The 13,037-nt window shown below is 71.1% G+C and carries 14 protein-coding genes; 12 read left to right on the top strand and 2 right to left on the bottom strand.

The features are described from left to right. Positions 1-43 precede the first annotated feature (43 nt). Positions 44-1,297 (bottom strand): exodeoxyribonuclease VII large subunit, encoded by a 1,254-nt coding sequence (xseA, locus tag ABG090_RS09450; RefSeq protein WP_347754229.1) that lies wholly within the window; start codon positions 1,295-1,297, stop codon positions 44-46. Between the two features lie 104 nt (positions 1,298-1,401). Here xseA and ABG090_RS09445 point away from each other — a divergent pair, with 104 nt between their 5' ends. Both ABG090_RS09445 and ABG090_RS09440 read left to right on the top strand, forming a co-directional pair. Beyond that, entirely contained in the window at positions 1,402-2,397 is a 996-nt protein-coding gene (locus ABG090_RS09445; protein ID WP_347757582.1) for a 4-hydroxy-3-methylbut-2-enyl diphosphate reductase, read from the top strand. 50 nt (positions 2,398-2,447) lie between these two features. Further along, a complete protein-coding gene (locus ABG090_RS09440) occupies positions 2,448-2,789 on the top strand; it encodes a hypothetical protein (RefSeq protein WP_347754228.1) in 342 nt (113 codons plus the stop codon). A gap of 54 nt (positions 2,790-2,843) precedes the next feature. Here the strand turns inward: ABG090_RS09440 and fbaA are convergent, their stop codons facing one another. Next, complete coding sequence (fbaA, locus tag ABG090_RS09435; protein WP_347754227.1) at positions 2,844-3,869, bottom strand: class II fructose-bisphosphate aldolase; 1,026 nt, start codon at positions 3,867-3,869, stop codon at positions 2,844-2,846. Positions 3,870-4,064: 195 nt separating this feature from the next. Here fbaA and ABG090_RS09430 point away from each other — a divergent pair, with 195 nt between their 5' ends. From ABG090_RS09430 to ABG090_RS09385, 10 genes are all read left to right on the top strand, one after another. Further along, on the top strand, positions 4,065-4,658 hold the full coding sequence (locus ABG090_RS09430) for a DAK2 domain-containing protein (protein ID WP_347754226.1): 594 nt from the start codon (positions 4,065-4,067) through the stop codon (positions 4,656-4,658). Between the two features lie 166 nt (positions 4,659-4,824). After that, the gene (glpX, locus tag ABG090_RS09425) at positions 4,825-5,778 is read left to right on the top strand and encodes a class II fructose-bisphosphatase (protein ID WP_347757580.1); all 954 of its coding nucleotides are present in this window, start codon (positions 4,825-4,827) and stop codon (positions 5,776-5,778) included. Positions 5,779-5,844: 66 nt separating this feature from the next. Then, positions 5,845-7,050: a hypothetical protein gene (locus tag ABG090_RS09420; RefSeq protein WP_347754225.1), complete on the top strand. Its 1,206-nt coding sequence runs from the start codon at positions 5,845-5,847 to the stop codon at positions 7,048-7,050. Between the two features lie 70 nt (positions 7,051-7,120). Then, positions 7,121-7,489 (top strand): metalloregulator ArsR/SmtB family transcription factor, encoded by a 369-nt coding sequence (locus ABG090_RS09415; RefSeq protein ID WP_347754224.1) that lies wholly within the window; start codon positions 7,121-7,123, stop codon positions 7,487-7,489. Positions 7,490-7,491: 2 nt separating this feature from the next. Beyond that, on the top strand, positions 7,492-7,971 hold the full coding sequence (locus ABG090_RS09410) for an SRPBCC domain-containing protein (protein WP_347754223.1): 480 nt from the start codon (positions 7,492-7,494) through the stop codon (positions 7,969-7,971). A 384-nt stretch (positions 7,972-8,355) separates the two neighbouring features. Continuing rightward, entirely contained in the window at positions 8,356-9,570 is a 1,215-nt protein-coding gene (locus ABG090_RS09405; protein ID WP_347754222.1) for a substrate-binding domain-containing protein, read from the top strand. A gap of 12 nt (positions 9,571-9,582) precedes the next feature. Then, on the top strand, positions 9,583-10,338 hold the full coding sequence (locus ABG090_RS09400) for an ABC transporter ATP-binding protein (protein WP_347754221.1): 756 nt from the start codon (positions 9,583-9,585) through the stop codon (positions 10,336-10,338). Next, a complete protein-coding gene (locus ABG090_RS09395) occupies positions 10,335-11,042 on the top strand; it encodes an ABC transporter ATP-binding protein (RefSeq protein WP_347754220.1) in 708 nt (235 codons plus the stop codon). The genes ABG090_RS09400 and ABG090_RS09395 overlap by 4 nt, the downstream gene beginning before the upstream one ends. Further along, entirely contained in the window at positions 11,039-11,917 is an 879-nt protein-coding gene (locus ABG090_RS09390) for a branched-chain amino acid ABC transporter permease (RefSeq protein ID WP_347754219.1), read from the top strand. Before ABG090_RS09395 ends, ABG090_RS09390 begins: the two co-directional genes overlap by 4 nt. A gap of 9 nt (positions 11,918-11,926) precedes the next feature. Beyond that, positions 11,927-13,036 (top strand): branched-chain amino acid ABC transporter permease, encoded by a 1,110-nt coding sequence (locus ABG090_RS09385; RefSeq protein WP_347754218.1) that lies wholly within the window; start codon positions 11,927-11,929, stop codon positions 13,034-13,036. Position 13,037 lies beyond the last annotated feature (1 nt).

Raw genomic sequence — 13,037 nt, 5'->3', positions numbered from 1 at the left:
GTGCGCGGGCCCGCGTCGGGCCGCGTCGCCCATGCGTGCACGCTCAGGCCGGGTCGGGAGCGGCAGCGGCGGGGCCGGCGTCGGTGTGCACGGCGACGACGGATGCGTCCAGGCTCCCGGCCGCCACCGTCACGAGCAGCGGGTCGCCGGCAGTGGCGTCGCTGGCCGAGCGCAGCACGCTCCCCGCGGCCGTCTGCACGACCGCGTAGCCGCGATCGAGCGTCGCCTGCGGGCTGAGCGCCCGCAGCGTCTGCCGCAGGTGGTCGAGCCGCTGCCCGCCCAGGTCGACGGTGCGCGCGGTCAGCTCGTCGCTGCGCGCGGTCAGGCGAGCGAGATCCTGCGCGAGCGAGTCGATCATCGTCTCCGGCCGGGCGAGCGCCGGGCGGGTGCGGAACGCTTCGAGCCGCTCTGCTTCGCGCTGCACGTGCTGCGTGACGCGGGCGCGCAGCTGCGCGCGCGCCTGCGTGATGCGGTTGAGCTCCTCGGCGACGTCCGGCACGATCCGTTTCGCGGCATCCGTGGGCGTCGACGCCCGCAGGTCGGCGACCTCGTCGAGCAGCGGACGATCCGCCTCGTGCCCGATCGCCGAGACGATCGGCGTGCTGGCCGCCGCGACCGCGCGCAGGAGCGCCTCGTCGCTGAAGCCCAGCAGGTTCTGGAAGTCGCCGCCGCCCCGCGCGATGACGATGACGTCGACCTCGGGGTCGGCCTCGAGCCGCGCGAGCGCGGCGAGCACCGTCGGCACGGTCTGGTCGCCCTGCACCGCCGCGTGCTCGACGCGGAACTCCACGCCCGGCCAGCGCAGCTGGGCGTTGCGCAGCACATCCTTCTCGGCATCGGAGTCGCGCCCGGTGATGAGCCCGATGCGGTTGGGCAGGAACGGGAGCGGGCGTTTGCGAGCGGCTGCGAACAGCCCCTCGTCGGCGAGCTTCCGCCGCAGCGCCTCGAGCCGGGCGAGCAGGTCGCCGAGGCCGACATGACGGATCTGCTGGGTGACCATCGAGAGCGTGCCGCCGCGCGGCCAGTAGTCGGGCTTCACGAGTAGCACGGCGCGGTCGCCCTGCGCGAACTCGCCCTCGATGCGGCTGAGCGCCGAGCTCCAGACGTTGAAGGAGACGGTGGCGTCGCCGGTGACGTCCTTCAGCTTGCCGAACACGTTGCCGCGGGAGTTCGACCACTGGGTGATCTCGCCCTCGATCCACAGGTGGCCGAGCCGGCCGATGTAGCTCTTCAGCTCGGTGCCGAGCTGGGCGACGCTCCACGGCTCGTCGGGCGTGCCCGTGATGCGCTCGGCCATGCTGCTCCTCAGTCTGCTCGCTCGATGCGGCCTCCGGGGCCGCCGCCTCGCACCAACGGTAGACTGGGCGGGTGACGATCACGAATGGAAGGGTGCCGCTGGACATGCCGCGGCCCGCAGTCCGCCGAGGTCGGCTCCAGGATCGGCCCGTCGCGGGTGAGAAGCGCATCCTGCTCGCCGCCCCTCGCGGCTACTGCGCCGGCGTCGACCGCGCGGTGCTGGCGGTCGAGAAGGCGCTCGGGCAGTACGACGCGCCCATCTACGTCCGCAAGGAGATCGTGCACAACAAGCACGTCGTCTCGCAGCTGACCGAGCAGGGCGCGGTCTTCGTCGACGAGGTCGACGAGGTGCCCACCGGATCGCGCGTCATCTTCAGCGCGCACGGCGTCAGCCCGGCCGTGGTGCAGGAGGCGGCCGATCGCGGGCTGGAGGCGATCGACGCCACCTGCCCGCTCGTCACCAAGGTGCACCGCGAGGCCGTGCGCTTCGCGCGCGACGACTACGAGATCCTGCTCATCGGGCACGAGGGGCACGAGGAGGTCGAGGGCACCGCCGGACATGCTCCGGAGCGTGTCACGATCGTCAACAACCCCGACGAGGCCGACACGGTGGTGGTGCAGAACCCCGACCACCTCGTGTGGCTCAGCCAGACCACGCTCTCGGTGGACGAGACGATGGAGACGGTGCGCCGGCTGCGCATGCGCTTCCCGAACCTGCAGGATCCGCCCAGCGACGACATCTGCTACGCCACGCAGAACCGCCAGGTCGCCATCAAGAAGGTGGCTCCGGAGGCTGACCTCGTGATCGTGGTCGGCAGCGCCAACTCGTCGAACTCGGTGCGCCTCGTGGAGGTCGCGCTGGAGCACGGCGCCAAGGCCGCCTATCGGATCGACTACTCGAGCGAGATCCAGCAGGAGTGGCTGGAGGGCGTCGAGTCGATCGGTGTCTCCAGCGGCGCGAGCGTGCCGGAGGGGCTCGTGCGCGAGGTGCTGCAGGAGCTCGAGGATGCCGGCTACCGCAGCGTCACCGAGGTGCGCACGGCCGAGGAGGATCTGATCTTCTCGCTGCCCAAGGAGCTGCGCCCCAGCCGCAAGCGCTGACCGACGCGCATCCCCTGGTGGCGTCGAGGTGGCGTCGATACGATCGATCCATGACTGACGCACAGCCCCAGGGGGCAACGACGGACGCCCAGCCGCAGGACGACCGATGGGCCGACCAGATGGCCGAGGGCGAGGACTTCGACGAGTCGCTCGGCGAGCCGGCGGAGAACGATCGCGTGCTCGCGACCGACGACCTCGACGAGATCGACAACGAGGATGCGCCCGAGGGCGCCGAGGTGCGCGACGAGGAGTGGGAGTCCGACGACCCCGCCGACATCCCCGATGAGCACGGTGGCACGCAGGCCGGCATCGACACCGATGACAACGGTGTCGACGACACGGTGCTCCCCGAGGGCACCGACAGCATCATCGAGTCGAACGACTGGGAGTAGGCCGCTCCAGACGACGACGGGCCCCTCAGCGCGAGGGGCCCGTCGTCGTTCGCGCTACTTGCTCGACCAGCCTGCCGAGCCGAGCTGCTGCGTGGCCGACACGACGCGCGCAGCCATGGCCGACTCCGCCGCCTTGCCCCATGCGCGGGGGTCGTAGACCTTCTTGTTGCCGACCTCGCCGTCGATCTTCAGCACACCCTCGTAGCCGGCGAACATGCTGCCCGCGACCGAGCGCGTGTACGCGTACTGCGTGTCGGTGTCGATGTTCATCTTGATGACGCCGTTCGCGACCGCGGTCGAGATCTCCTCATCCGACGAGCCCGAGCCGCCGTGGAAGACGAGGTCGAGCGGCTTCGGGCCGGTGCCGTACTTCTCGGCGATGCCCTTCTGGATGTCCCCCAGCAGCTCGGGGCGCAGCTTGACGTTGCCCGGCTTGTAGACGCCGTGCACGTTGCCGAAGGTGAGCGCCGCCATGTAGCGGCCGTGCTCGCCGAGGCCGAGCGCCTCGACGGTCGCGATCGCATCGTCGAGCGTCGTGTACAGCTGGTCGTTGATCTCGTGGCTGACGCCGTCCTCCTCGCCGCCGACCACGCCGATCTCGACCTCGAGCACCTGGTTGAGCGCGTGCGTGCGGGGAAGGATCTGCTTGGCGATCTCGAGGTTCTCCTCGAGCGGCACGGCCGAGCCATCCCACATGTGCGACTGGAACAGCGGTGCGCGGCCCGCCTTGACCTCTTCCTCGCTCGCCTCGAGCAGCGGGAAGACGAAGCCGTCGAGTGCGTCCTGCGGGCAGTGGTCGGTGTGCAGCGCGACCGTGATGGGGTAGGCCTTCGCGACCTCGGTGACGAAGCGGGCGAACGCGATCGCACCGCCTGCCCGGTTCTTCACGCTCTGGCCGGCGAAGAAGTCGGCACCGCCGGTCGTGACCTGGATGATGCCGTCGGAGCCGGCTTCCGTGAGGCCCTGCAGCACCGCGTTGATCGTCGACGACGACGAGACGTTGATGGCGGGGTAGGCGAAGGCGTTCGTCTTCGCCTTGTCGAGCATCTCTGCATACTCTTCCGGTGTCGCGACTGGCATGGCACAGCTCCTGACTCGTCTGGGGCGCGGGTCGCCGTTCGCGGGCCGCGCGGGATCGGGATCAGTCTAGGTCGCGAGGCGCTCCCATGGGATGGATCGGTGACTCCCGTCGCGTGCTGCCCGTCGCGTGTTCGGCCGCGCGGTCTAGGCTTCAGGCACGCGCCGGCATCGCCGGGGGAGCGCCAAGGAGGCACCATGCACCAGCACGACGCCATCGTCCGCGCGGCACTCGACCGCATCGTGGTCGCGCTCGCCGAAGCGCGGGAGGAGCTCGACGCCCTCGACGCCGTCGCCGACGACGGCAACCACGGCACGCACATCCTGGCGGGCGCGACCGCCGCCAGGGCGGCAGCCGCCGACGCCGGCGAGGGGCAGGCGCTCGCCGCCGCCGCGACCGCGTGGGCGGCCGAGGAGGGAGGCGCCAACTCGCTGTGGGGTGCTATGGGCACGGCAGCGGCGAGCGCGCTCGACGAGGGGCCGGTGGCGATCGTCGATGCGGCGCTCAAGGCGCTCGAGTCGTCCACCGATGCTCACGTGGGCGACAAGTCGATCGTCGACACGCTCGCGCCCGCGCTCGGCGATGCGCACGTGCACCTCGAGCGCGGCGAGCCCGGCGTCGATGCCGCGGCGCACGCCGCCGGCGTCGCCGAGGAGGCAGCGGTCGAGACCGCAGCCTTCGAGGACCGCTTCGACGCCTCGACGCCCGACCTGGGCTACCCAGACCCCGGCGCGTCCTCGTCGGCGGTCATCCTCTCGGCGATCGCGGACGTGCTCGCGGAACTCGACTGAGACGTCAGCCGCGAAGGAAGCGCGCTACTTTCCCCGGACTTCCTCGCCGACGGCACCGCATCCGTCAGTAGGCTCGGAGGACGCCCGATCCAATGGAGGACTCCCCGTGCCGCAGAGCGAATCGCAGAAGGCCCCGGTCTTCGACAACCCCGACCGCAACCTCGCCATGGAGCTGGTGCGCGCGACCGAGGCGGCCGCTATCCGTGCGGTGCCGCACATCGGCCGCGGCGACAAGAACGCCGCCGACGGTGCCGCGGTCGACGCGATGCGCACCTTCCTGGCGACCGTCGCCTTCGACGGCGTGATCGTCATCGGCGAGGGCGAGAAGGACGAGGCGCCGATGCTCTTCAACGGCGAGCACGTCGGCAACGGCCGCGGCCCCTCCGCCGACATCGCGGTCGACCCGATCGACGGCACCTCGCTCACGGCGGCCGGCCGGCAGAACGCGCTGAGCGTCATCGCCGTCGCTGACCGCGGCACGATGTACGACCCGGTGGATGCCTTCTACATGGACAAGCTCGTCGCCGGCCCCGAGGCGCTCGGCGTGATCTCGCTCGAGCAGTCGATCGGCGACAACATCCGCGAGTTTGCGCGCGCCACGGGCAAGGACGTCGAGGACATCGTCGTCGCCGTGCTGGACCGCCCCCGCCACGCTGAGCTCATCGAGGACATCCGCGCGGCCGGTGCCGGCACGCGCCTCATGCGCGACGGCGACGTCGCCGGCGGCATCAACGCCTCTCGCTGGGAGAGCCGCATCGACATGTGCGCGGGAGCGGGCGGCACCCCCGAGGGCGTCATCACCGCGTGCGCGATCAAGGCGCTGGGCGGCTTCATGGAGGGCCGACTGTCGCCGCAGAGCGACGAGGAGCACCGCAAGGTGCTCGCTGCGGGCCACGACCTCGACCGCGTGCTGGGCCTCGATGACCTGGTCGCGAGCGACAACACCTACTTCGTCGCCACCGGCGTCACGGACGGGCAGCTGCTCGACGGCGTGCGCCGCAAGGGCCCGCTGATCCGCACCGAGTCGCTCGTGCTGCGCTCGAAGACCGGCACCGCGCGTCGCGTGATCGCCGAGCACCGCGCCGAGAAGTGGCTCGAGAAGGAGTGGTCGCGCAGCTGACGTGCTCGCGCACAGCATCCGACCGATCCGTCGGCTCGGCCCGGCTGCGTGCGGCACGATGGTGCCGTGAGCGGCATTCCGCACCCCCCATCGGGGAATCCAGGCGCCGGGCCCGCGGCTTCCGCGCGGCTCATCGGCGTCGACCTGGCGCGCCTCGTCGCCGTCGCGGGAATGATGGCCGCGCACACGTTCGGCGGCGCTGAATCGACCCCGGCCGCCATCGTCGCGCTCATCGACGGGCCGCCATCGACGCTCTTCGCCGTGCTCGGCGGCGTGAGCGTCACCCTCGCCGGGCGTGCCCGGCTGCAGGCAGGCGATCGAGCCGGCGCCATCCGGTCGACCGTGGCGCGCGGCGCGGTCGTGGCGGTGCTGGGCGTGCTGATCGCGCCGCTGGCGGGCGCGGTCTACGTGGTGCTCGTGCCCTTCGGCGTCGCCATCGCGCTCACCGCCCCGCTGCTGCTCGCGCGCTCGTGGCTGCTGGCTGCGCTCGCGGCAGTGATCGCGGTCGGCGGCGGCTCGGTGGTGGCGTGGGCGAGCACGCACCTGCCGTCGCTGCACCGCGGCTCGAGCGAGCTCGGACCGCTCGAGTCGCTGCTGGCGGCGCTCGACGACGTGCTGCTCACGGGGGTCTATCCCGCGCTCATCTGGCTCGGCTACCTGGTGATCGGGATGCTCGCGGCCCGGTGGCTGCTGGCGGCGAGGGCCAGCGGGACGGAGCGCGCGATGCTCACGCGGCTCGCGGGCATCGGCGCGCTGCTGACCGGCATCGGCGTGGCGATGAGCGAGCTCGCCGTGCTGCTGCTCACGGACACCGTCGCGCCGGGGGAGCCCTCGCTGGCGCGCGACCTGCTGCTGGCCAACGGCTACGGAGCGGCGCCCGACGAGGGGCTGCTCTGGCAGGCGCTGGCCGCGCCGCACACCGGCACGCCCGCCGACATGGCGCGCACGGCAGGCATTGCGCTCCTCGCCATCGGTCTGCTCGGCCTGCTGGTGCAGCGGATGTCGCCGCGCACCCGGCGCACGCTCGAGCCGCTGCGGGCTGCGGGCGGCGCTCCGCTGACGATCTACATCGTGCACGTGGTCGGCTACTCGGTCGCGGCCGGGGCGCTCATCGAGGCCGCCCCCACGCTCGTGACCGGATGGAGCGGCTGGGCGCTGCAGCTGGCGATCGCGCTCGCGATCGGGGCCCTGCTGGCGTCCAGCGGGTCGCGGGGGCCCTTCGAACGACTGGTCGGTCGTGCCGCGACCGTCGCGGGCGGAAGCACGGCTTGACCCAGTCCCGGACGCCGCGTACATTGCTAGTGAGTTATAGAACTGCTTGGCGATGGAAGCGAGGTGCAGCATGGCGCAGCCGAGTGTCGACGACGACACCCTCGACCGCATCTTCGCTGCGCTCGCCGATCGCACGCGCCGCCGCATCCTGCTGCGGCTGCGCTCGGGTCCCGCGACCGTCACCGAGCTCACCGCGCTCGCCGGTCTCAGCCAGCCCGCCGTCTCCAAGCACCTCAAGGTGCTGGGGGAGGCGGGGCTCGTGCGGGCCGAGCGCGATGCGCAGCGCATCCACCGCCTGATCGAACTCGCGCCGCTGATCCGCGCCGCGGTGTTCGTCTCGCAGTTCGAGGTGCAGGTCGACGCCCGACTCGACCGCCTCGATGCGCACCTCTCGTCGGGATCCCGGCCGGACGCATCCGGCCACCCACCGAAGGAATGATGATGAAGACACGATTCGAACTGCCCGATGACACCTCGATCGCCTACGAGCGCGACTTCGCCGCTCCGGCGAGCGAGGTATGGAAGGCCTACACCGACCCCGAGATCGTGCGCACCTGGATGCTCGGCCCCAACCCGGAGACCGAGTTCCCGACCTGCGAGATGGGCATGCGCGCCGGCGGCTCGTTCCGCTGGGTGTGGGTCGACAGCGACGGCGAGCTCGAGATCGCGGGGGAGGTGCTCGAGGCTGAGGAGCCGCACCGCATCGTCACCGTCGAGCGGATGGGCGGTTCGGCGATGCAGGGCATGGAGCTCCCGCCGTCGACGAACACCACCACGCTCACAGAGGTCGACGGCGTCACCACCATGCGGACCGTGACGGTCTACGCGTCGAAGGAGATCCGCGACGGCGCCTACGCGAGCGGCATGGATGTCGGCGTCGAGGCGAGCTACGACCGCCTCGCGGCCCGCTGGGCTGCCTAGCGCCCGCAGGCCCGCCCGCCCTCCCGCCCGCCGGCTCGCCCCGGTCGCTGAGCGGTGCGGTTGCGCCCGACTGGTGCTGGCCTGCCAGCCCTGCTCGGGCGCAACAGCACCAGTCGCCGGTTCGGTGCCGCGGCCGTGGCGGATGCGCGGATGCGCGGTGCGGCGCGGTGCGGTGCGGCGCGGTGCGGTGCGGGGGCGGCGGCGGGATGGTCACGATCCGGTCACGGTGGGGGCGTGCGTTTGACAATCCCTCAGGACGATCGCATGCTTGACCTGAGACCTGAACCACCTGTCAGGTTCTGACACCGTGAAGCCGCACGAGGGCGTGCCGACTCGCCAGCCGAGTATCGCCCGCTGAGGCTCGCACACCTCGAAAGGCAACTCATGCGCAGGACAACGAAGTTCGCCGGAGTGGGCGTCGCCATCGCGGCGCTCGCGCTCACGGCGTGCGCGCCGACCACCTCGGCACCGACCGATAGCGAAGCCTCCGGCTCCGAGGGCGCGACCGAGACGGTCGCCGTCAACGTCGGCATGATCACCTCGATCACCGGCCCGCTCGCCGCCTACGGCGAGAGCTACCAGCAGGGCTTCGAGGCAGGCCTCGACTACGCCACCGACGGCACGGGCGAGATCGACGGCATCGAGCTCAACATCGAGTGGATCGACGACCAGGGCAACCCGGACACGGCGGTCACCCAGGCCAAGGACGTCATCGGCCAGGGCTACCAGATCATCGGCGGCTCGGTCGCCTCCGGCGTCGCGCTCGCGGTCGCCGAGCAGGCGGCGCAGAACAACGTGCTGTTCCTCTCGGGCCCCGCCGCAGCGGACGCCATCACGGGCGTCAACGACCAGACCTTCCGCTCCGGCCGCCAGACCCTGCAGGATGTCGCGACCGCAGCCACCTTCCTCGACAGCGTCGACGGCTCGAACATCGTCGTGTTCGCGCAGGACAACGCGTTCGGCCAGGGCAACGTCGCATCGGTCGAGGCCGTGCTGGGCGCGCAGGGCGCGACCGTCACGCCGATCCTCGTCGCCGAGGACGCGACCGAGTTCACCCCGTTCGCGCAGCAGATCGCGGCCGCGAGCCCCGACCTGGTGTTCGTGGCGTGGGCCGGTGCCACCACCGGCGCCATGTGGGAGGCGCTCGCACAGCAGCAGGTGCTCGCCGACACGACCGTCGTCACCGGCCTCGCCGACCGCGCGTCGTACCAGGCGTACGGCCCGGGCTCGGGCGACATCCAGTTCCTGAACCACTACTTCCCGGGTGCGACCGACAACGAGGCCTCGCAGGCGATGGACGCCTACCTCGAGGAGCAGGGCAACGAGGCCGACCTCTTCACGCCCGACGGCTTCGTCGGCGCGCAGATGCTCGTGCACGCGATCACCGAGGGTCAGGGCGACGTCGACGCGATGATCGGCGCACTGGAGGGCTGGACCTTCGACTCGATCAAGGGCGAGCTCACCATCCGCGCAGAGGACCACGCGCTGATCCAGCCGATGTTCCAGGTGCGCCTGGTCGACGAGGCCGGCACCTGGGTGCCGGAGCTCATCGAGACCGCTGACGCCGAGGCAGTCGCCCCGGCCGTCGCGGGCGAGTAGGCAGCGACCGCGATGCCGGATCGTCCCGCGCTCGTCCTGGATGCCGTCGGCCTGCAGATCGGAGGCGCGCGCATTCTGCACGACGTCTCGATGCAGGTCGCGACGGGTGAGATGGTGGGGGTCATCGGCCCCAACGGCGCTGGCAAGACCACGCTGTTCAACATCATCTCGGGTGTCATGATCCCCACGAGCGGCTCGGTGCTGCTGGCGGGGAAGGATGTCACCACCCACAAGGTGCATCAGCGGGCGCGGGTCGGTCTCGGCCGCACGTTCCAGACATCCAGCGTCTTCCCCGGTCTCACCGCCGAGGAGAACGTGCGCCTCGCGGCGCAGTCGAAGCTCGGGGGAGCGACCAGCCCCTGGAAGTTCCCCCGAGCCGACGACGAGGCAGCGGGCGTCGCCGCTCGGTGCCTCGACGAGGTGGGCCTCGCCCACCACCTGACCACCTCGGCAGGCGTGCTGTCGCACGGCGACAAGCGCAAGCTCGAGATCGCCATGCTGCTTGCCACCGAGCCCGAGGTCGTGCTGCTCGACGAGCCGATGGCCGGCGTCGGCTCCGGCGATGTCGCCGGCCTCGTGGAGGTCATCCGCAGGCTGCACGCCTCCGGCCGCACCGTGCTGATGGTCGAGCACCACATGGAGGTGCTGCTCGGCCTGGTCGACCGGGTCGCGGTCATGCACCACGGCGAGCTGCTCGCCATCGACACACCGACGGCCATCATGGCCGATCCCGCCGTACAGAAGGCCTACCTGGGAGAGACCGTATGACCGCCATCCTGACCGTGCGCGGCCTCAACGCGCGGATCGCTGGCCAGCAGGTGGTCGAGAACGCCTCCTTCGATGTCGCCGAGCACGGCGTCACGGCACTGCTGGGCCGCAATGGCGTCGGCAAGTCGTCGACCATCAAGGCGCTGCTCGGCCTCTACGAGCGCACCGGCGAGGTCACCTTCGCCGGCGAGCGCATCGATGGCCTGATGACGCACCGCATCGTGCAGCGCGGCATCGCCTACGTGCCGGAGGACCGCGAGGTCTTCGGACAGCTGACGGTGGAGGAGAACCTGCGGCTCGCCGAGCGCGGCGGCACCGCCAACCGCGGCATCGTCGCCGAGCTCTTCCCCGAGCTCATTGAGCGCTCCCGCCAGCAGGCCGGCACGCTCTCCGGCGGTCAGCAGCAGATGGTGTCGCTCTCGCGCGCCCTCATGAACGAGAATCGGCTGCTGCTGGTCGACGAGCCGACGAAGGGCCTCGCGCCCCTGATCGTCGGCACCGTCACCAAGGCGCTCGAGGCCGCCGCCGAGCGCACCCCCATGCTGCTCGTCGAGCAGAACCTGCAGGTCGTGCGCGACCTCGCGCACACCGTCATCGTGCTCTCCGGCGGCACCGTGGTCCACACCGGCCCGGCCGCCGAATTCCTCGACTCCGATCTCGTGCACCGTCACCTCGGCGTCTCCACCGACGAGGAGGCTGCGTGAGCACCGTCCTGCTCCTGCTCATCACGGGCGTCGGCCTCGGCGCCCTCTACTTCCTGGTCGCGAGCGGTCTCTCGCTCATCTACGGCCTCATGGGGGTGCTCAACTTCGCGCACGGCTCGTTCCTGACGCTGGCCGGCTTCCTCGGCTGGGAGGTCGGACGCCGCCTCGGCGACGGCTCCTGGGCGGGCCTGCTGGTGGGGATGCTCGTCGGCCTCGTCGTCGGCGCCCTCGTCGCCGCGATCACCGAGCTCGTCTTCATCCGGCCGCTCTACAACCGCCACATCGAGCAGGTGCTCGTCACGGTCGGGCTCGGGCTCGCCTCGGTCGCGCTCTTCGAGGGCATCTGGGGCACGGACCCCATCCAGATCCGCCTGCCGTCCTGGCTGGGGGAGACGACGAACGTGCTCGGCGCCAACATCCCGAACGATCGCTGGCTGCTGATCGGCAGCGCCGTCGTGGTGCTCGCACTCATCGTGCTCTTCCTGCAGCGCACGAGCTACGGCCTCATCATCCGCGCGGGCGTCGAGAACCGCACGATGGTCACCGCGCTCGGCATCGACGTGCGCCGCGCGTTCACGATCGTCTTCGCGATCGGCGGCGCGGCCGCGGGGCTCGGCGGCGTGCTCGCCTCGGTCTACTACGGCCAGGTGGCCGCGCACCAGGGCACCTCGCTGCTCATCTACGCCTTCATCGTCACGGTCATCGGCGGCCTCGGCTCGCTCACGGGCGCGGCCATTGCATCCGTGCTCGTCGCCGTCGTCCAGCAGTTCGCCAACTTCTATCTGGGTGGCACGGGCGACCTCGCGATCGTGCTCGCGCTCGCCGCGGTCCTGCTCATCCGACCCACCGGCCTCATGGGCAAGGTCAAGCACTAGGAGACGATGATGCGCACCTTCCTGAAATCCCCCTGGGGCACGCTCGCCATCGGCGCCGTCGTCGTGGTGCTCGCCGCGATCCTGCCGCTGCTCAACATCAGCATCCCCGGCGTGCTGCCCGGCCCGACCTACACGCCGGGCACGCTCACGGTGCTCGCCTACGCGATGCTCATCGCGGCGCTCGCGCTCAGCTACCACCTGATCTTCGGCATCGCCGGCCTGCTGTCGTTCGGCCACGCGATGTTCTTCGCCGCGGGTGCCTACGGCCTCGGCATCATCCTGAAGCTGCTCGCGCCCAGCGGGATGCCGGTTGCGGTCGTCTTCATGGTCTCGATCGTGCTGACGCTGCTCGTGGCGCTCGTGCTCGGCAACCTCGTCGGCGCGCTCGCGCTGCGGGTCACCGGCATTTCGTTCGCCATGGTCACCCTCGCGGTCGCCCAGGCGATGAACGTGCTCATCCGTCGCAACGTCGGCGGCCTCACGGGCGGTGAGGAGGGCGTGCGACTGGACGTCTCGGTCGTGCCCGACATGCTCGTCGGCGTCGTCAACACCCGCAACCTCTACTGGCTGGCGCTCGGCATCCTGGTGCTCGTCTACCTGGCGTGCGTGTGGGTGGAGCGCTCACGGCTCGGTCACGTCGTGGCCGCGTCGCGCGAGAACGAGCTGCGCGTGACGGTGCTGGGCCTGCGCCCCTACTTCGTGCGGCTGTTCCTGTTCGCCGCCGCGGCGGTGCTCGCGGCCGTCGCGGGCATGGGCTTCATGCTGCTGCAGTCGGCCGCCACCCCGCGCATCTCGGCCAGCGACTTCACGCTCACGCTGCTCGTGATCGTGGTGCTCGGCGGCGTCGGATACCGCTGGGGCGCGATCGTCGGCGGCATCGTCTACACGCTGCTCGACCAGCGGCTCTCGGCGCTCGCCTCGTCGGCGTGGATCCAGGACCTGCCCGCGGTGCTGCGGATCCCGCTGTCGGAGCCGCTGTTCATCCTCGGCATGCTGTTCGTGCTCGTGGTCATGTTCGCGCCCGGCGGCATCGTCGGTCTCGCTGGGCGGGTGACGAAGCGGCGCGAGCGGAAGCAGGAGGCCGAGGAGCCCGCGGTGCTGCAAGACGTGGAAGCCTAGG

The sequence above is a fragment of the Agrococcus sp. ProA11 genome (genome assembly GCF_039880525.1).
GTDB lineage: Bacteria > Actinomycetota > Actinomycetes > Actinomycetales > Microbacteriaceae > Agrococcus > Agrococcus chionoecetis.
This window is presented reverse-complemented; position numbering and strand designations above follow the sequence as displayed.